Consider the following 17,992-nt stretch of genomic DNA (forward strand, 5'->3'; position numbering starts at 1 on the left):
TATGCAGGAAAACTCTCCGCACTCTGATACCACGTTTTCGTTGAATCGCGTTACCTTCCGCGTACCTGGCCGTACGCTGCTGCATCCTCTCTCCTTAACTTTCCCGGCGGGACAAGTGACGGGGCTGATTGGCCATAATGGCTCCGGCAAATCCACACTGCTGAAAATGCTCGGCCGTCATCAGCCGCCGTCGGAAGGCGATGTGCTGCTGGACGGGCAGCCGCTGGACAGCTGGAGCAGCAAAGCCTTTGCCCGTAAAGTGGCCTACCTGCCGCAGCAGTTACCGCCGGCGGAAGGGATGACGGTGCGTGAGCTGGTGGCAATCGGCCGCTATCCGTGGCACGGCGCGCTGGGGCGTTTTGGCGCCGCCGACCGCGAGAAAGTGGAAGAGGCGATTGCGCTGGTCGGTCTTAAGCCGCTGGCGCACCGGCTGGTTGACAGCCTGTCCGGCGGTGAACGGCAGCGGGCGTGGATTGCCATGCTGGTGGCGCAGGACAGCCGCTGTTTATTGCTGGATGAACCCACCTCGGCGCTGGATATCGCCCATCAGGTTGATGTCCTGGCACTGGTGCATCGTTTGAGTCAACAGCGCGGGTTAACGGTGATCGCCGTCCTGCACGATATCAACATGGCTGCCCGTTACTGTGATTATCTGGTCGCGTTACGCGGTGGTGAGATGATTGCTCAGGGAACGCCCGCGCAGCTGATGCGCAGCGAAACGCTGGAGCAAATTTACGGTATTCCGATGGGTATTCTGCCGCATCCGGCGGGTAGCGCGCCGGTAAGCTTTGTCTATTGATGGAAAAGACGCCTTTAATAACCCGTCGCCGTCTGCTGGCGGCGATGGCCCTGTCACCCCTGCTGTGGCAGATGCGCGGCGCCCAGGCCGCAACCCTCGATCCGCAGCGTATTGTGGCGCTGGAGTGGCTGCCGGCAGAACTCCTGCTGGCGCTTGGCGTGACGCCCTACGGCGTGGCCGATATCCCGAACTATAACCTGTGGGTGAATGAACCGGCGCTGCCCTCCTCGGTGATTGATGTCGGGCTGCGTACGGAGCCGAATCTCGAGCTGCTGACGCAGATGAAACCGTCGTTTATCGTCTGGTCGGCCGGATACGGGCCGTCGCCAGAGAAACTGGCGCGTATTGCCCCGGGGCGGGGATTCACCTTCAGCGACGGTAAACGACCGCTGCTGATGGCGCAGCAGTCACTCAACGAGATGGCCGAGCTGATTGGCCGCCAGCAGGCGGCGAAGCGCCATCTGGCGGAATTTGATGCGCTGATGGAGAACCTGCGCCCGCGTTTCGCCCGTCGAGGCGATCGTCCGCTGCTGATGATCACCTTGCTCGATCCCCGCCATGTCCTGGTTTTCGGCAATAATTGCCTGTTCCAGGAGGTGCTCGATCGCCTGGGGATTAAAAATGCCTGGCGCGGTGAAACCGCCTTCTGGGGCAGCGTCAGCGTCGGTATCGATCGGCTGGCCGCCTACAAAGAGACCGATGTTATCTGCTTTGATCATGGTAATCATGCCGAAATGAGCCAACTGATGAGTACGCCGCTCTGGCAGGCGATGCCGTTTGTCCGCGAAGGGCGCTTCCAGCGCGTGCCGGCGGTCTGGTTCTACGGCGCGACGCTGTCGGCGATGCATTTTGCCCGCGTACTGGCGGATGCTCAGGGAGGTGAGGCATGAGATCGCGACTGTCTCCTCTGGCGGCTCTGCTGCTGACGGTGCTGGCGATTGCCGCGTTTGCGCTCAGCTTCTTCAATCTCCAGGCGGCGCTGCCGCAGCACGAGTGGCGTCAGGCGCTGTGGCAGCCGGATATCGACAATATCGCGCAGATGTTGTTCCACTACAGCCTGCTGCCGAGACTGGCGGTGTCGCTGCTGGTTGGCGCGGGGCTCGGACTGGTGGGCGTGCTGTTCCAGCAGGTGCTGCGCAACCCGCTGGCGGAACCGACCACCCTCGGGGTCGCGACCGGCGCTCAGCTGGGGATGACGGTGACGACGCTGTGGGCGATTCCCGGCGTTCTGGCTTCGCAGTTCGCCGCGCTGGCGGGGGCCTGTCTTGTCGGGGCGTTGGTTTTCGGCGTCTCGTGGGGAAAACGGCTGTCGCCGGTAACCCTGATTCTGGCCGGTCTGGTGGTCAGTCTGTACTGCGGGGCGCTGAACCAGCTAATGGTCATTTTCCATCACGATCAGCTGCAAAGTATGTTCCTGTGGAGCACCGGTACGCTGACGCAAACCGACTGGAGCGTGGTGCAACGGCTGTGGCCGCAGCTGCTCGGTGGCCTCATTTTAACGCTGCTGCTGCTGCGCCCCCTCACGCTGATGGGGCTGGATGATGGCGTGGCGCGTAATCTCGGACTGGCGCTCTCTCTGGCGCGCCTGGCCACGCTGACGCTGGCTATCGTGATCAGCGCGATGCTGGTGAATGCGGTGGGGATTATCGGTTTTATCGGCCTGTTTTCGCCGCTGCTGGCGAAAATGCTCGGCGCGCGTCGTCTGCTGTCGCGACTGCTGCTGGCGGCGGTGATTGGCGCGCTCATTCTCTGGCTGTCTGACCAAATTATTCTGTGGCTGACCCGGGTGTGGCGGGAAGTGTCCACTGGTTCCGTAACGGCGCTGATCGGCGCGCCGCTGCTGCTGTGGCTGCTGCCGCGCTTGCGCAGCATCAGTGCGCCGGTGATGAATGCCGGCGATAAAGTGCTGGTGGAACGGCAAAACGTACGGGGATTTGCGTTTGGCGGCTTGCTGATTCTGCTGCTGGCGCTCCTCGTGGCGCTGGCCTTTGGCCGAGATGCCCAGAGCTGGCACTGGGCGAGCGGCACGCTGCTGGATCAACTGATGCCGTGGCGCTGGCCGCGGGTGCTCGCCGCGCTGTTTGCCGGGGTGATGCTGGCGGTCGCGGGTTGTATTATCCAGCGTCTGACCGGTAACCCGATGGCCAGCCCGGAAGTGCTGGGCATCAGCTCCGGCGCGGCTTTTGGTATTGTCCTGATGCTGTTTTTCGTTCCCGGCAACGCTTTCGGCTGGCTGCTGCCTGCCGGTAGCCTGGGGGCGGCGGCGACGCTGCTGGTTATCCTGGTTGCTGCCGGGCGCGGCGGTTTCTCACCGCACCGGATGCTGCTGGCGGGGATGGCGCTCAGCACCGCCTTCACTATGCTGTTGATGATGCTGCAGGCCAGCGGCGATCCGCGAATGGCGCAGATTCTGACGTGGATTTCCGGCTCGACCTACAGCGCCACGCCGGAGATGGTGGTGCGCAGCGGGATTGCGATGGTGCTGTTGCTGATTCTGGTGCCGCTGTGTCGGCGCTGGCTGATGATTCTGCCGCTGGGGGGGGAAGCCGCTCGCGCGGTAGGCATGGCGCTGACGCCGTCGCGGGTCGCTCTGCTGCTGCTGGCCGCCGGCCTGACGGCAGCCGCCACGCTGACTATTGGCCCGCTGAGTTTTGTTGGCCTGATGGCGCCGCATATTGCGCGCATGATGGGATTCCGCCGGACGATGCCGCAGATGGTGATGGCCGGGCTGATTGGTGGGTTGCTGCTGGTCTTTGCCGACTGGTGCGGGCGAATGATGATGTTTCCGTATCAGATCCCCGCAGGTCTGCTGTCGACCTTTATCGGCGCGCCGTACTTTATTTATCTGCTGAGGAAACAGAGCCGATAATTTTCCCCGCTGGCGTTTCGCTTAGCGGGGCGACACAAACACAGGCCGGGCAAGCTTGCGCCGCCCGGCATTGCATTACAGCTTCGCAAACGCCTTACGGGCGGCGGCGATGGTATCGTTGATATCATCAGGGGTGTGGGCTATCGACATAAAGCCGGCCTCAAACGCCGATGGCGCCAGATAGACGCCTTCTTCCAGCATCAGATGGAAGAAACGCTTAAAGCGTTCAACGTCGCACTTCAGCACATCCTGATAGCAGGTGACCGTCTCGGCATCGGTAAAGAAGAGGCCGAACATGCCGCCCACATTATTCACCACCAGCGGAATGCCCGCTTCGCGTGCGGCATCCAGCAGCCCTTGAGAGAGCTGATTGGTTAAATCCGTTAGCGTTTCGTGGACGCCCGGCTGCGCGACTTCGGTCAGGCAGGCAAAACCGGCCGCCATGGCTATCGGGTTACCAGACAAGGTTCCGGCCTGATACACCGGGCCGGTCGGGGCCAGGGCATCCATCACCTCGCGACGACCGCCAAATGCGCCGACCGGCATGCCGCCCCCGATGATTTTGCCCAGACAGGTCAGATCCGGGACTACGTCGTAGTATGACTGCGCGCCCGCCAGCGCCACCCGGAAGCCGGTCATCACTTCATCGATAATCAGCAGCGCGCCAAATTCGTCGCACAGCGCCCGCAGGCCCGGCAGGAACTCCGGCAGCGGTGGGATGCAGTTCATGTTGCCGGCTACCGGCTCGACGATGATGCAGGCAATCTCTTGCGGATACTGCTCAAACGCGGCGCGAACGGAAGTCAGATCGTTATAGGTACAGGTCAGGGTATGTTTAGCAAAATCAGCCGGTACGCCCGGTGAGTTCGGCTGGCCCAGCGTCAGCGCGCCGGAGCCCGCTTTCACCAGCAGACAGTCGGCATGGCCGTGATAGCACCCTTCAAACTTGATGATTTTGTCACGGCCGGTAAAGCCACGGGCCAGGCGAATGGCGCTCATGGTTGCTTCGGTACCGGAGTTCACCATCCGCACCATATCCATCGTGGGGACCAGTTCGGTCACCAGCTCCGCCATTTTGACTTCCATTTCCGTCGGCGCGCCAAAGCTCAGGCCGCGTTCCGCGGCTTCAATCACCGCGTTGCGAATGGCCGGATGGTTATGGCCCAGCACCATAGGTCCCCAGGAGCCGACATAATCGATATACGCTTTACCGTCGACATCGTACAGTCTGGCGCCGTCGGCGCGTTCGATAAACAGCGGTGTACCGCCCACGCCGCTAAAGGCACGGACCGGCGAGTTCACGCCGCCGGGGATGAGTTCACGTGCGGCGCTATAGAGTGTTTCAGATTTGCTCATTGCCATGATCCTGGTTCGTGATAAATGTTTTGCTGGTTATTCTAAGTTATTCCAGGATAGTTATGAAAGTTTTGCCCAATTGAAACAAAGCGCAGCCGGTGCATTTTTCCCGCGACGTAGGACGTTCAGAAGGCTAAAATGTCCCCTTCGTATTTGTATGACTATTGACGATAAGAGTATGAAAACAGAAGCCTCTACTTTTGAAGCAAAACAAATCGTGCGCTTGCGTCGTGGCGATGTGGTACGTCGATTAGTTCAACGTGACAAAACGCCGCTGGCGGTGCTGCTGATGGCCGCCGTGGTCGGCACGCTGGCCGGGCTGGTGGGGGTCGCCTTTGAAAAGAGCGTCAACTGGGTGCAGAACATGCGCATCGGTTCGCTGGTGCAGGTGGCGGATCACGGGTTCCTGATTTGGCCGCTGGCCTTTATTTTATCTGCGTTGCTGGCGATGGTGGGCTATTTTCTGGTGCGCCGTTTCGCGCCGGAGGCGGGGGGATCCGGCATACCGGAGATCGAAGGGGCGCTGGAAGAGCTGCGTCCGGTTCGCTGGTGGCGAGTGCTGCCGGTGAAATTTATCGGCGGGATGGGGACGCTGGGCGCCGGCATGGTGCTCGGTCGCGAAGGGCCAACGGTACAGCTGGGCGGCAACGTCGGGCGAATGGTGCTGGATATTTTCCGCATGCGCAGCCCCGAAGCGCGCCACACGTTGCTGGCCACCGGGGCTGCGGCGGGGCTCTCTGCGGCATTTAACGCGCCGCTGGCGGGGATTTTATTCATTATCGAAGAGATGCGCCCGCAGTTTCGCTACAACCTGATTTCGATTAAAGCCGTCTTTACCGGCGTGATCATGTCGAGCATTGTGTTCCGTATCTTTAATGGCGAATCGGCGATTATTGAGGTCGGCAAGCTGAGCGATGCGCCGGTGAATACGCTGTGGCTGTACCTGATCCTGGGGATGATTTTTGGCTGCGTTGGCCCGCTGTTTAATAGCCTGGTGCTGCGCACCCAGGATATGTTCCAGCGTATTCATGGCGGCAATACGAAGAAGTGGGTGCTAATCGGCGGGTTAATCGGCGGGATGTGCGGCGTTCTCGGGCTGATTCAACCGGCGGCGGCGGGGGGCGGCTTTAACCTGATTCCGATTGCTGCGGCGGGCAACTTTTCCGTGGGACTGCTGCTGTTTATCTTTATCGCCCGCGTGATAACCACATTACTCTGTTTCTCCTCCGGGGCTCCCGGCGGCATTTTTGCGCCGATGCTGGCGCTGGGAACCTTGCTGGGAACCGCCTTCGGGATGGCGGTCACGCCGATGTTGCCGGCCTATCATCTGGATGCCGGGACCTTTGCGATTGCCGGAATGGGGGCCCTGCTGGCGGCGTCAATCCGCGCTCCGCTGACCGGGATTGTGCTGGTGCTGGAGATGACCGATAACTATCAGCTCATTTTGCCAATGATTATTACCTGTCTTGGCGCAACACTACTGGCGCAATTCCTTGGCGGTAAGCCTTTGTATTCCACGATCCTGGAGCGCACGCTGGCGAAGCAGGCCGCAGAACAGGCGGCAAAAGCGCAGCAGGTTGCCGGGGAGAATACTTGAACGATTTACCAGGGTATTAGATAATGGCTCATAAGGTCGGGTTATTCTTTAACCGGTCAGAAGTATCAATGGGAGCATAAAATGAGTGATGACGTAGCGTTGCCGCTGGAGTTTACTGAAGCTGCAGCCAAAAAAGTAAAATTCCTGATTGCAGATGAAGACAATCCAAACCTGAAACTGCGTGTGTATATCACCGGTGGTGGTTGCAGTGGTTTTCAGTACGGCTTCACCTTTGACGATCAGGTTAACGAAGGCGATATGACCATCGAAAAACAGGGTGTAGGCCTGGTGGTCGATCCGATGAGCCTGCAGTATCTGGTCGGCGGTGCCGTCGACTACACTGAAGGCCTGGAAGGCTCGCGTTTTATCGTGACCAACCCGAATGCGAAAAGCACCTGCGGCTGCGGGTCTTCATTCAGCGTCTGATTCCCGCACTGGATTCTCGCCCCGGTAGCTCTTCTCCGCCGGGGCAATTTCCCCGTTTAGCGCCCGTTATCGTCGAGAGCAAAAGTCGGCAGCTTCAGATGCCAACGGATAGCCGCAAGGCGAATCATCAGCGTGACGACCATCCCCATCATCGCCGAATTTTGCAGCGAAACATGAAAAGTGTCATAGGCCGTGGCGTGCACGATACCGCCGACAATACAGGCCGTGGCATAGATTTCCGTGCGCAAAATCATCGGAATTTCGCGCGCCAGTACGTCGCGAATGATCCCGCCGCCGACGCCGGTGACGACACCCATACAGATAGCGACCAGCGGGCCGCTGTGGGCCAGAAACGCTTTATTCACCCCGATGCCGACAAATACCGCCAGACCAACGGCATCAAGCACCGGCAATATCCATTTCGGCAGCCGGCGTGGCTGGCGCACCAGCAGAATGGTCATCATGCTGGTGACCATCGCCACCACCAGGTCGGTGGGGTCTTTTACCCAGAACACCGGGCCGTTGGCGAGCGCCATATCGCGAATGGTCCCACCGCCCACGGCGGTGACAACGCCGAGCACCAGCACGCCAAAGGGGTCCATCCGGAGTTTACCGGCCAGCAATACGCCCGAGATAGCAAATACGGCGGTGCCAATAATATCCAGCCAATAGACAAGCATCGTCAGTTCTCGTTAAGCGCCCGGTTCCTCAGGCTATTTTTACTCACCAAATTGCATCCGCACAGCCTCCGCCAACCGGACGTATATCGGTTACACTGGCGTTCTCTGTAGCGGATGTCGTTATTGCCCTGCGCAAGCGGTGCTATTTGACCTGCCCGAGCGCCTCGCAGAGCTGTTTTGCGGCGAGGATAATACGCGGGCTTGCGCGTTCAAACCAGTCGCCATCTACTGCAATCAGGGAAATTTTTAACTGCTGATGCCAGTAGCGTTCAACTGCAGGGAGTCTGCTGACATCGCCAGGGATAACAATCGCCTGAGGCTGCCTCGCCAGGACCTGTTCACGACTCACCTGGGGCCAGGGAACCGGGCTGGAGGCAAAAATGTTGTCGCCGCCGCACAACGTCAGTACCTGGTCCTGAATCGATCCCCGACTGCTGGTAAAAAGAGGATTGGCGCCAAACTGCAGAAAGACGCGTTTTTTCGGCGTATGTGCGTAGCGGGCTTTGAGGGCATCATAGTCGTCCTGCATTCGCTGCGCGGATGCGCGAGCCTTTTCCGGCTGCGGACTCCACTGCGCCAGCTGTCGCAGCGTCGAAATGATCTCTTCAATCGTCGCGGTATTGACCCAGAGTACCTTGATCCCCAGCGCGCTCAGTTGATTAACCTGCCGTTCGGCATTGCCGCCGCGCCATGCCAGAATCAGATCCGGCTTCAGCGCGACGATGCGTTCCAGGTTCATCCCTTGCCAGCTGGCGACCTGTTCGATACCGGCCGCTTCCGGTGGATAATCGGAATGGCTGCTGACGCCAACCGGCGTAATGCCGGCGGCAAAGGCCAGTTCGGTATTGGATGGTGACAGCGTGATAACCCGTGGCGCGGCGAAGAGCCACGCCGGGGTGAGCAGCAGCAGGGCGGCAAGCGCCCGTTTTAGCAACTTAGCCACGCGCCAGCGTCTGCACCAGCTTTTCCACCATCAGCGTGGACTGTTTGGCAGCAACGGCGAGGAACTCATCAAAGCTCAGATGAGACTGCTGATCCGCAACGTCGGAAATCGCGCGTACGACCACGAACGGCACGCCGAAGTTATGGCAAACATGGGCAATCGCCGTTGCTTCCATTTCAACCGCTACGGCCTGCGGGAAGTTGTGGCGGATTTTCGCCAGCCCGACCGACCCGTTGATGAAGGCGTCACCGCTGACGATCAGGCCGCGCACCGCGTGCAGATTCAGCGCTTCGATACAGCTTTGCGCAGCGGCAATCAGCTTATCGTCGGCTTTGAAGCCTGCCGGGCAGCCTGGCAGCTGGCCATACTCATAACCAAAGGCGGTGACATCGGCATCGTGGTAGCGTGTCTCGTCGGAGATGACGATGTCGCCGACTTTCAGCGTCGACGCCAGTCCACCTGCGGAGCCGGTGTTGATAATCACGTCCGGCTTGCAAATCTCCAGCAGCAGGGTTGCGCCCATCGCGGCCGCCACTTTGCCAATACCCGATTTCAGCAGAGCGACCTCGGTGCCGTTCAGCTGGCCGGTATAAATTTCGCTTCCGCCAAGGGTCAACGTCTTACGGTTTTCGATTTTGTCGCGCAGAAGGGTAACTTCTTCTTCCATAGCGCCAATAATGCCGATTTTCATAGATTTACTCGCGATGTGTCAGGTTTAGTTGCATAGTCTATCATGCACTCAAAGGGAAACGTTATTGCTCGCGCGGGAGAGGCCATGGCAAAGATTGATTTTCGCAACAAGATTAACTGGCGTCGGCGCTACCGCTCGCCGCAGGGGGTCGAAACGGAACGTGAGATCCTGCGTATTTTTGAAAGCGACCGCGGGCGAATTATCAACTCGCCGGCAATCCGCCGTTTACAGCAAAAAACCCAGGTCTTCCCGCTGGAACGTAATGCCGCGGTGCGTACGCGTTTAACCCACTCCCTTGAAGTTCAGCAGGTGGGGCGCTATATCGCCAAAGAGATCCTCAGCCGCCTGAAAGAGCAGCGTCTGCTGGAAGCCTACGGGCTGGATGAGCTCAGCGGGCCGTTTGAGAGCGTGGTGGAGATGGCCTGTCTGATGCATGACATCGGCAATCCGCCGTTCGGCCATTTTGGCGAGGCGGCGATTAATGACTGGTTCCGTCAGCGGCTCGCGCCTGACGATGCGGCCGGTGCGCCGTTAGCGCAGGATAGCTGCACGGTGGCGGCGCTCCGTTTGCAGGAGGGCGCTGACGAACTTAATGGGCTGCGGAGCAAAGTTCGTCAGGATCTGTGCTGGTTTGAAGGCAACGCGCAGGGTATTCGCTTAGTGCATACCCTGATGCGGATGAACCTGACCTGGGCGCAGGTTGGCTGCATTCTAAAATATACGCGCCCGGCGTGGTGGCGGGGAGAACTTCCCTCCAGCCACAGTTATTTGATGAAGAAGCCTGGTTATTATTTAGCCGAAGAGGGCTATATTGCGAGGTTGCGTAAAGAACTGGATCTGGCTCCTTACAATCGTTTTCCTTTGACCTGGATTATGGAGGCGGCGGACGATATCTCATATTGTGTGGCCGATCTTGAGGATGCGGTAGAAAAACGTATTTTCAGCGTAGAGCAACTTTATCAGCTGCTTCACGAGGCGTGGGGGCAGCATGAAAAAGGATCTTTATTTTCGCAGGTGGTAGAAAATGCCTGGGATAAATCGCGCGCGAATTCTCTGAGTCGAAGTACGGAAGATCAGTTCTTTATGTATTTACGAGTCAATACGCTGAATAAACTGGTGCCGTATGCAGCACGCCGGTTTATCGATAATTTGCCGAAGATCTTTGCCGGTGATTTTAATCATGCGCTGCTTGAGGATGATAGCGACTGCAGTCAGCTGCTGGAGCTATATAAAAACGTCGCGATAAAACATGTGTTTAGTCATCCGGACGTGGAACAGCTGGAATTGCAGGGCTATCGGGTGATTAGCGGTCTTCTGGATATCTATGAGCCGCTGTTAAAATTATCGCTGGAGGAGTTCAGCTTATTAGTGGAGAAAGAGCGGGTGAGGAGCTTACCTATCGCCTCACGCTTGTTCCAGAAACTTTCGACGCGTCATCGGCTGGCCTATGTTGAAGCGGTAAATAAGATTTCGCGCGATGATGAAGAATTTCCTGTGATGGAATATTATTATCGCTGCCGTCTGATACAGGACTATATCAGTGGGATGACGGATTTGTATGCATGGGATGAATATCGGCGCTTGATGGCGGTGGAATAAGTACAGGTTTTGTAAAGACGGACAATAAATTTTTACTTTTTCCAGATGCTTAATTCCGGAACTTAGCGCGATAAAATGACTCTGATAGTCACATACATAGCAATTTGCGTTATCTAAAATCGAGATATGAGACATATGAAAAAAACCACGTTAGCAATGAGTGCACTGGCTCTGAGTTTAGGTCTGGCGTTATCCCCGCTCTCTGCGAGCGCGGCAGAAACGTCCTCTTCGGCCTCAAGTACACAGCAAATGCCAAGCCTGGCTCCAATGCTGGAAAAAGTGATGCCGTCGGTTGTCAGCATTAATGTTGAGGGTAGCACGACGGTCAACACGCCGCGGATGCCGCGTAACTTCCAGCAGTTCTTTGGTGATAATTCGCCGTTCTGCCAGGATGGTTCGCCGTTCCAGAGTTCTCCGTTCTGTCAGGGCGGTGGACAGGGCGGCGGGGCGCCGGGTGATGGCGGCCAGCAGCAGAAATTTATGGCGCTGGGCTCCGGGGTCATTATCGATGCGGCTAAAGGCTATGTCGTGACCAATAACCACGTTGTGGATAATGCGACCACGATTAAAGTACAGCTGAGCGACGGACGTAAGTTTGATGCCAAAGTTGTTGGCAAAGATCCGCGTTCCGACATTGCGCTAATCCAGATTCAGGATCCGAAAAACCTGACGGCGATTAAGCTGGCAGATTCCGATGCGCTGCGCGTCGGCGACTATACCGTGGCGATCGGTAACCCGTTTGGTCTGGGTGAAACCGTCACTTCGGGTATTGTCTCCGCGCTTGGCCGTAGCGGCCTGAACGTAGAAAACTACGAAAACTTTATCCAGACCGATGCGGCGATCAACCGCGGTAACTCCGGCGGTGCGCTGGTTAACCTGAACGGCGAACTGATCGGGATTAATACCGCGATCCTGGCGCCGGACGGCGGCAATATCGGTATCGGTTTTGCCATCCCGAGCAACATGGTCAAAAACCTGACCGAGCAGATGGTCAAGTATGGCCAGGTGAAACGCGGCGAGCTGGGTATTATGGGGACCGAGCTGAACTCTGAACTGGCGAAAGCCATGAAGGTCGATGCGCAGCGCGGTGCCTTCGTCAGCCAGGTGATGCCGGGTTCTGCGGCGGCGAAAGCAGGGATCAAAGCCGGTGACGTGATTACCTCGCTGAACGGTAAGCCTATCAGCAGCTTCGCCGCGCTGCGTGCGCAGGTGGGTACGATGCCTATCGGTAGCAAAGTCCAGCTGGGACTGGTACGCGACGGCAAAGCGGTCAATGCGACCGTCGAACTGCAGCAGAGCAACCAGACTCAGGTTGACTCCAGCACCATCTTCAATGGTATTGAAGGTGCGGAAATGAGCAACAAAGGTCAGGACAAAGGTGTGGTGGTCAATAATGTGAAAGCGGGGACTCCGGCGGCACAAATTGGCCTCAAGAAAGGCGACATCATCGTCGGCGCTAACCAGCAGCCGGTGAAAAATATCGCCGATCTGCGCAAAATCTTTGATGCCAAACCTTCGGTGCTGGCGTTGAACATCCAGCGTGGCGATAGCACTATCTATCTGCTGATGCAGTAATCGCTAACGGCTAAACCCGCCCCTTCTCCTCGCCGAGGGAAGGGGCTTTTTTTTTGCCCCGCTCTCCTTTCTGTGACTCCACCCGCAACTCCATACTTCTGTGCTTTGCTTTATGCATATGCACAATGCGACGTTCGGTTAACTCTTTTATGCTGACCCCCTGTTGACGGGAGGGTTACATGGCTGGCTGGCATCTTGATACCAACATGGCGCAGGATATCGTGGCGCGTACGATGCGCATCATTGATACCAATATCAATGTAATGGACGCCCGTGGGCGCATTATCGGTAGCGGCGATCGCGAGCGAATTGGGGAATTGCACGAAGGGGCGCTGCTGGTGCTTTCTCAGGGGCGGGTCGTGGATATTGACGATGCGGTTGCTCGTCATCTACACGGCGTGCGTCAGGGGATTAACCTGCCTTTGCGTCTGGAGGGGGAGATCGTCGGTGTGATTGGCCTCACCGGCGAACCCGAAACGCTGCGCAAATATGGCGAGCTGGTGTGCATGACCGCCGAGATGATGCTGGAGCAGTCGCGGTTGATGCATCTTCTGGCCCAGGATAGCCGCCTGCGTGAAGAGCTGGTGATGAACCTGATTCAGGCAGAAGAGAATACGCCCGCGTTAACCGAATGGGCGCAACGGCTGGGTATCGATCTGAACCAGCCCCGCGTGGTTGCTATGATTGAAGTGGATAGCGGCCAGCTTGGCGTGGACAGCGCCATGGCCGAGCTACAGCAGCTGCAGACCGCCCTGACCACGCCGGATCGCAATAATCTGGTGGCGATTGTCTCCCTGACCGAGATGGTGGTCCTCAAGCCCGCGCTGAATGCGTTTGGCCGCTGGGACGCGGAGGATCACTGCAAACGAATCGATCAGCTGATCGCCCGAATGAAAGAAAACGGCCAGCTGCGCTTTCGTGTGGCGCTGGGTAACTTTTTTACCGGCCCCGGCAGCATCGCCCGTTCGTACCGCACCGCGCGCACCACGATGATGGTCGGTAAGCAGCGGATGCCCGAGAGCCGCAGCTTTTTTTATCAGGATTTGATGCTGCCGGTGCTGCTCGATAGCCTGCGCGGCGGCTGGCAGGCCAATGAGCTCGCCCGTCCGCTGGTCCGGCTGAAGGCGATGGATAATAACGGTCTGCTGCGACGTACTCTACAAGCCTGGTTTCGCCATAACGTGCAGCCGCTGGCGACGTCAAAGGCGCTGTTTATTCATCGTAATACGCTGGAGTATCGCCTGAATCGTATCGCAGAACTGACGGGGCTGGACCTGGGGAATTTTGACGATCGTCTGCTGCTTTATATTGCGCTGCAGCTGGATGAACAGCGCTAGAAGAGAGCCCGGATAGCGACACAATGCCTTATCCGGGTTGTTGTTGGTCTCTCCCCGGAAAGCATCGCCGGCCAGGGAGCGAAAACCCACTTATTTATTGCGCGTCAGTTTTTCCAGATCGGCTTCAATTTCACTGATCTTATGAGTGACGACGCTTTCCAGATGACGCAGATCGTCAAGGATCTTACGTTTGAGGTCGACTTCGGTACGATCGCGCTGGCAGATCTGATCCAGCTCATCGATAACGTAGCGCAGATTCGGGCTAATTTCCTGAACCTCTTTATACCCCTGGCCTACGCCATCTGCGACAACGGTCTTACGCTGACGCGGGTATTTAAACTTGACGCTTTTGGCGAAGAACTCGCCTTTGTCTTTCTGAAAATAGATTTTCAGAATGTCGTTGTTGGCTTCCTGCCGCAGGCTATAGCGATCGATCTCATCAGGATTGGTAATGCCAAGACTTTTCAGATTATCGTACATAACGGTACCTTTGATATCATCATAACCTTTGAATAATTAACGAAAAGATCCATCTCCGCCAGCTTCAAATATAAAAAAAGCGGGATATCTCCCGCTTTTTATTCTGCTTAGTCGATGGTACGCAGCAGTTCGTTAATGCCGACCTTGCCGCGAGTTTTCGCATCCACTTTCTTCACGATAACGGCGCAGTACAGGCTGTACTTGCCATCTTTTGACGGCAGGTTGCCGGAAACCACCACTGAGCCCGCCGGAACGCGGCCGTAATGGACTTCGCCGGTTTCGCGATCGTAAATTTTGGTGCTCTGACCCAGGTACACGCCCATGGAGATCACGGAACCTTCTTCAACGATCACGCCTTCAACCACTTCAGAGCGTGCGCCGATGAAGCAGTTGTCTTCGATGATGGTTGGGTTAGCCTGCAGCGGCTCCAGGACGCCACCGATGCCGACGCCGCCGGACAGATGCACGTTTTTACCGATCTGCGCGCAGGAACCCACGGTGGCCCAGGTATCGACCATGGAGCCTTCATCAACGTAGGCGCCAATGTTGACGTAGGACGGCATCAGCACGGTGTTGCGGGCAATAAATGCGCCCTGACGAACCGCCGCCGGCGGAACCACGCGGAAGCCTTCTTTCTGGAAACGCGCTTCATCATAGTCAGCGAATTTCATCGGCACTTTATCGAAGTAGCGGCTTTCCGCACCGTCGATAACCTGGTTATCGTTAATACGGAAAGAGAGCAGAACCGCCTTCTTCAGCCATTGATGGGTGACCCACCGGCCATCGATCTTTTCAGCGACACGCAGCGCGCCGGAATCAAGCAGAGAAATCACCTGGTTAACCGCTTCGCGGGTTACGGTATCCACATTTGCCGGCGTGATGTCGGCGCGACGCTCAAAAGCGGACTCAATAACATTCTGTAATTGCTGCATTGTTTTACTCTTTCTCTTTACACATTAAAAGTTCGTCACCCTTTATCGTTTGGATTGAGGGCCTCTGTCAACCGTTGTTGTACTTCTTGTTGTAGCGCATTATTAAGCCCACGCCGGTCCGCCGTCGCGATTATAAATAAATCTTCTACTCGCTCACCAATTGTCGTAATTCTCGCCCCGTGAAGCGAAATATTGAGGTCGGCGAACACCTGACCCACGCGAGCCAGCAGACCCGGCTGATCGAGTGCAATCAGCTCAAGAAACGATTTTCTGTCGGTGTGCGTCGGCAGGAAATTGACTTCGGTAACGACGGAGAAATGGCGAAGTTTCGCCGCCTGACGGCGCGGGGCCGGAGGCTGCCAGCTACGTTGGGTGATGGTCTGTTCCAGACCGTGACGGATCATTTCATGGCGATCGGCGGAAAGCGGACTGCCGTCCGGCTCCAGCACAATAAAGGTGTCCATCGCCATGCCGTCGCGGGTGGTAAAAATCTGGGCATCGTGGACGCTGAGGTTGCGGCGATCCAGTTCACCACAGACGGCGGCAAACAGATACGGGCGGTCCGGGCTCCAGATAAAAATTTCGGTCCCACCGCGCGTGGCCTGCGAGCTAAGCAGGATCATCGGTTTGCTCAGGTCATGTTTGAGCAAATTGCGGGCGTGCCAGGCGAGCTGGTTAGGCGTATGGCGCACGAAGTAGTTGGCGCGGCAGCGGTTCCAGATTTGATGCAGCGCCTCTTCATTAATATTTTCCATCCGCAGCAGCGCCAGCGCCTGCAGCTGATGATGGCGTACTCGTTCGCGCATATCCGGCGTACTTTGCATCCCGCGACGCAGCTGTTTTTCGGTGGCGAAATAGAGCTCGCGCAGCAGGCTCTGCTTCCAGCTGTTCCACAAGGTTTCGTTGGTCGCACAGATATCGGCGACGGTCAGGCACACCAGGTAGCGCAGGCGGTTTTCGGTCTGCACCTCTTCGGCAAACTGCTTGATGACTTCCGGATCCTGGATATCACGGCGCTGAGCGGTGACTGACATCAACAGATGATGGCGCACCAGCCAGGCCACCAGCTGGGTTTCCCGTGAGTTAAGTCCGTGCAGCTCGGCGAATTTCAGCACATCCTGGGCGCCGAGGACCGAATGATCGCCGCCGCGACCTTTGGCAATATCATGGAACAGGGCGGCAATCAGAATCAGCTCCGGGTGGGTCAGGCGAGGCCACAGTTCCACGCACAGCGGGTGGCGGCTGCGGGTCTCTTCTTTGGCGAAGCTTTCCAGCTTCAGCAGCACGCGGATCGTATGTTCATCGACCGTATAGGCATGAAAGAGGTCAAACTGCATCTGGCCCACAATATGCGACCACTGCGGCATATAGGCCCACAGTACGCTGTGACGGTGCATCGGCAACAGCCCCCGGCTGACCGCCCCCTGGTGGCGCAACATGCTGAGGAAAATCGCGCGCGCTTCCGGGATATAGCACAGCGGCTGCGTCAGGTGGCGCCGCGCGTGGCGCAGGTGGCGAAGGGTCGTCGAGTAGATGCCGGTGATGTTGCTGTTACGCACCATAATATAGAACATGCGCAGGATTGCCTGCGGCTCGCGGATAAACAGCGTGTCGTCGCGCAGGTCAATCAGCGTGCCGCGCAGCTGAAAATCATCATCGATGGGCCGCGGCTTTTCATCTTCGGTGAGAGCGAGGATTGCTTCATCAAACAGCTGGAGCAGCATGTGATTCAGTTCGCTGACCCGCCGGGTGACGCGGAAGAAATCCTTCATCATGTATTCGATAGGCTGATTACCTTCGCCTTCGTAGCGCAGCCGGCGGGCGACGCTGAGCTGGCGGTCGAATAACAGGCGGTTGTCGTAACGGTTTAACTCGAGGTGCAGCGCAAAGCGAATCCGCCACAGCTGGTGCAGACATTCGTTAAGCTCGTTACGTTCGGCTTCGGTAAGAAAGCCGAAGCCAACCATTTCATCCAGCGAGGTGGCGCCGAAGTGACGGCGGGCGACCCACTGTAGGGTGTGGATATCGCGCAGGCCGCCGGGGCTGCTTTTCACGTCCGGCTCGAGGTTATAGCTGGTGCCGTGGTAGCGCTGGTGGCGGATGTTCTGCTCTTCGACCTTGGCGGCAAAAAACTTCTCTGAGGGCCAGAAACCATCGCTGAAGATATGTTTCTGCAGTTCAAGAAACAGGGCCACATCGCCAATCAGCAGGCGAGATTCAATCAGGTTGGTCGCGACGCTAAGATCGGACAGTCCTTCCAGCAGGCACTCTTCCAGCGTGCGCACGCTGTGGCCAACCTCGAGCTTGATGTCCCACAGCAGGGTCAGCAGTTCGCCGACTTTCTGCGCCTGCTCGTCGGAGAGCTTCTTGCGGCTGAGAATCAGCAGGTCGACGTCGGAGAGCGGGTGCAGCTCGCCGCGGCCATATCCGCCGACCGCGACCAGCGCCAGGTCGCTGACCGGACCAAAGCCGTAATCAATCCACAGACGCTGGAGCAGCTGGTCGATAAATTCGGTTCGCGCTTCGATTAGCTGCCCGGCGGCGATACCGCTATCAAACGCTTCGCCCAGCCAGCGCTGGAAAATATCGAGATGTGCCTTGATGGCGGCACAGTTCAAATCACCTTGCGGCCAGCTACCCGGATTCTCAGGCTGACCGGAGAGGGTAGGGGAGACAGTGTCAGGTAAAGAGTTGCTCATCGCGTCACC

The 17,992-nt window shown here is 57.6% G+C and carries 15 protein-coding genes; 8 read left to right on the plus strand and 7 right to left on the minus strand.

Features of this window, described 5'->3' with window-relative positions; all coding sequences use genetic code 11:
- The first annotated feature begins 1 nt into the window (after position 1).
- The 3 genes from fhuC to fhuB are packed head-to-tail and all read left to right on the plus strand — an operon-like array spanning position 2 to position 3,668.
- A complete protein-coding gene (gene fhuC, locus BV390_RS15330) occupies positions 2-799 on the plus strand; it encodes a Fe3+-hydroxamate ABC transporter ATP-binding protein FhuC (protein ID WP_032689423.1) in 798 nt (265 codons plus the stop codon).
- Entirely contained in the window at positions 799-1,689 is an 891-nt protein-coding gene (gene fhuD / locus BV390_RS15335) for a Fe(3+)-hydroxamate ABC transporter substrate-binding protein FhuD (RefSeq protein ID WP_032689422.1), read from the plus strand. Before fhuC ends, fhuD begins: the two co-directional genes overlap by 1 nt.
- Entirely contained in the window at positions 1,686-3,668 is a 1,983-nt protein-coding gene (fhuB, locus tag BV390_RS15340; RefSeq protein ID WP_085397082.1) for a Fe(3+)-hydroxamate ABC transporter permease FhuB, read from the plus strand. The genes fhuD and fhuB overlap by 4 nt, the downstream gene beginning before the upstream one ends.
- A 75-nt stretch (positions 3,669-3,743) precedes the next feature.
- Here fhuB and hemL read toward each other — a convergent pair whose 3' ends face one another.
- Entirely contained in the window at positions 3,744-5,024 is a 1,281-nt protein-coding gene (gene hemL, locus BV390_RS15345; RefSeq protein ID WP_032689420.1) for a glutamate-1-semialdehyde 2,1-aminomutase, read from the minus strand.
- A 178-nt stretch (positions 5,025-5,202) separates the two neighbouring features.
- Here hemL and clcA point away from each other — a divergent pair, with 178 nt between their 5' ends.
- Both clcA and erpA read left to right on the plus strand, forming a co-directional pair.
- On the plus strand, positions 5,203-6,621 hold the full coding sequence (gene clcA, locus BV390_RS15350; protein ID WP_049267597.1) for a H(+)/Cl(-) exchange transporter ClcA: 1,419 nt from the start codon (positions 5,203-5,205) through the stop codon (positions 6,619-6,621).
- 81 nt (positions 6,622-6,702) lie between these two features.
- A complete protein-coding gene (gene erpA, locus BV390_RS15355) occupies positions 6,703-7,047 on the plus strand; it encodes an iron-sulfur cluster insertion protein ErpA (RefSeq protein ID WP_004858085.1) in 345 nt (114 codons plus the stop codon).
- A gap of 56 nt (positions 7,048-7,103) precedes the next feature.
- On the opposite strand, the gene BV390_RS15360 is transcribed toward erpA, so the two are convergent.
- The 3 genes from BV390_RS15360 to mtnN all read right to left on the minus strand — a co-directional run bounded on the left by BV390_RS15360 (position 7,104) and on the right by mtnN (position 9,361).
- Positions 7,104-7,727 (minus strand): TRIC cation channel family protein, encoded by a 624-nt coding sequence (locus tag BV390_RS15360; protein WP_032689418.1) that lies wholly within the window; start codon positions 7,725-7,727, stop codon positions 7,104-7,106.
- A 142-nt stretch (positions 7,728-7,869) separates the two neighbouring features.
- Entirely contained in the window at positions 7,870-8,670 is an 801-nt protein-coding gene (gene btuF / locus BV390_RS15365) for a vitamin B12 ABC transporter substrate-binding protein BtuF (protein ID WP_032697293.1), read from the minus strand.
- The gene (mtnN, locus tag BV390_RS15370; protein WP_032697294.1) at positions 8,663-9,361 is read right to left on the minus strand and encodes a 5'-methylthioadenosine/S-adenosylhomocysteine nucleosidase; all 699 of its coding nucleotides are present in this window, start codon (positions 9,359-9,361) and stop codon (positions 8,663-8,665) included. The genes btuF and mtnN overlap by 8 nt, the downstream gene beginning before the upstream one ends.
- Before the next feature lie 84 nt (positions 9,362-9,445).
- Here mtnN and dgt point away from each other — a divergent pair, with 84 nt between their 5' ends.
- The 3 genes from dgt to BV390_RS15385 all read left to right on the plus strand — a co-directional run bounded on the left by dgt (position 9,446) and on the right by BV390_RS15385 (position 13,872).
- Positions 9,446-10,960: a dGTPase gene (gene dgt, locus BV390_RS15375; protein ID WP_032689415.1), complete on the plus strand. Its 1,515-nt coding sequence runs from the start codon at positions 9,446-9,448 to the stop codon at positions 10,958-10,960.
- A gap of 135 nt (positions 10,961-11,095) precedes the next feature.
- Positions 11,096-12,535, plus strand: coding sequence for a serine endoprotease DegP (degP, locus tag BV390_RS15380; RefSeq protein WP_004858096.1), 1,440 nt, complete (start codon positions 11,096-11,098; stop codon positions 12,533-12,535).
- A gap of 179 nt (positions 12,536-12,714) precedes the next feature.
- Positions 12,715-13,872 carry a CdaR family transcriptional regulator gene (locus BV390_RS15385; RefSeq protein WP_032689414.1) on the plus strand — a complete coding sequence of 386 codons (1,158 nt, stop codon included), beginning with the start codon at positions 12,715-12,717 and terminating at the stop codon, positions 13,870-13,872.
- A gap of 90 nt (positions 13,873-13,962) precedes the next feature.
- On the opposite strand, the gene BV390_RS15390 is transcribed toward BV390_RS15385, so the two are convergent.
- The 3 genes from BV390_RS15390 to glnD form a co-directional block, all read right to left on the minus strand.
- The gene (locus BV390_RS15390) at positions 13,963-14,352 is read right to left on the minus strand and encodes a DUF3461 family protein (RefSeq protein ID WP_004858100.1); all 390 of its coding nucleotides are present in this window, start codon (positions 14,350-14,352) and stop codon (positions 13,963-13,965) included.
- 107 nt (positions 14,353-14,459) lie between these two features.
- Positions 14,460-15,284: a 2,3,4,5-tetrahydropyridine-2,6-dicarboxylate N-succinyltransferase gene (gene dapD, locus BV390_RS15395; protein ID WP_085397083.1), complete on the minus strand. Its 825-nt coding sequence runs from the start codon at positions 15,282-15,284 to the stop codon at positions 14,460-14,462.
- A 35-nt stretch (positions 15,285-15,319) separates the two neighbouring features.
- Entirely contained in the window at positions 15,320-17,983 is a 2,664-nt protein-coding gene (gene glnD, locus BV390_RS15400) for a bifunctional uridylyltransferase/uridylyl-removing protein GlnD (protein ID WP_032698105.1), read from the minus strand.
- Positions 17,984-17,992: the final 9 nt, after the last annotated feature.

Source organism: Klebsiella sp. YJ, from assembly GCF_002108615.1.
Taxonomy (GTDB): domain Bacteria; phylum Pseudomonadota; class Gammaproteobacteria; order Enterobacterales; family Enterobacteriaceae; genus Klebsiella; species Klebsiella planticola.

Excerpts from the sequence above, each read along its gene's own strand:
- glnD (WP_032698105.1), bottom strand. The coding sequence starts at position 17,983 with ATGAGCAACTCTTTACCTGACACTGTCTCCCCTACCCTCTCCGGTCAG.
- BV390_RS15360 (WP_032689418.1), bottom strand. The coding sequence starts at position 7,727 with ATGCTTGTCTATTGGCTGGATATTATTGGCACCGCCGTATTTGCTATC.
- hemL (WP_032689420.1), bottom strand. The coding sequence starts at position 5,024 with ATGAGCAAATCTGAAACACTCTATAGCGCCGCACGTGAACTCATCCCC.
- dapD (WP_085397083.1), bottom strand. The coding sequence starts at position 15,284 with ATGCAGCAATTACAGAATGTTATTGAGTCCGCTTTTGAGCGTCGCGCC.
- fhuD (WP_032689422.1), top strand. The coding sequence starts at position 799 with ATGGAAAAGACGCCTTTAATAACCCGTCGCCGTCTGCTGGCGGCGATG.
- fhuC (WP_032689423.1), top strand. The coding sequence starts at position 2 with ATGCAGGAAAACTCTCCGCACTCTGATACCACGTTTTCGTTGAATCGC.
- fhuB (WP_085397082.1), top strand. The coding sequence starts at position 1,686 with ATGAGATCGCGACTGTCTCCTCTGGCGGCTCTGCTGCTGACGGTGCTG.
- BV390_RS15390 (WP_004858100.1), bottom strand. The coding sequence starts at position 14,352 with ATGTACGATAATCTGAAAAGTCTTGGCATTACCAATCCTGATGAGATC.
- mtnN (WP_032697294.1), bottom strand. The coding sequence starts at position 9,361 with ATGAAAATCGGCATTATTGGCGCTATGGAAGAAGAAGTTACCCTTCTG.
- degP (WP_004858096.1), top strand. The coding sequence starts at position 11,096 with ATGAAAAAAACCACGTTAGCAATGAGTGCACTGGCTCTGAGTTTAGGT.
- BV390_RS15385 (WP_032689414.1), top strand. The coding sequence starts at position 12,715 with ATGGCTGGCTGGCATCTTGATACCAACATGGCGCAGGATATCGTGGCG.
- dgt (WP_032689415.1), top strand. The coding sequence starts at position 9,446 with ATGGCAAAGATTGATTTTCGCAACAAGATTAACTGGCGTCGGCGCTAC.
- erpA (WP_004858085.1), top strand. The coding sequence starts at position 6,703 with ATGAGTGATGACGTAGCGTTGCCGCTGGAGTTTACTGAAGCTGCAGCC.
- clcA (WP_049267597.1), top strand. The coding sequence starts at position 5,203 with ATGAAAACAGAAGCCTCTACTTTTGAAGCAAAACAAATCGTGCGCTTG.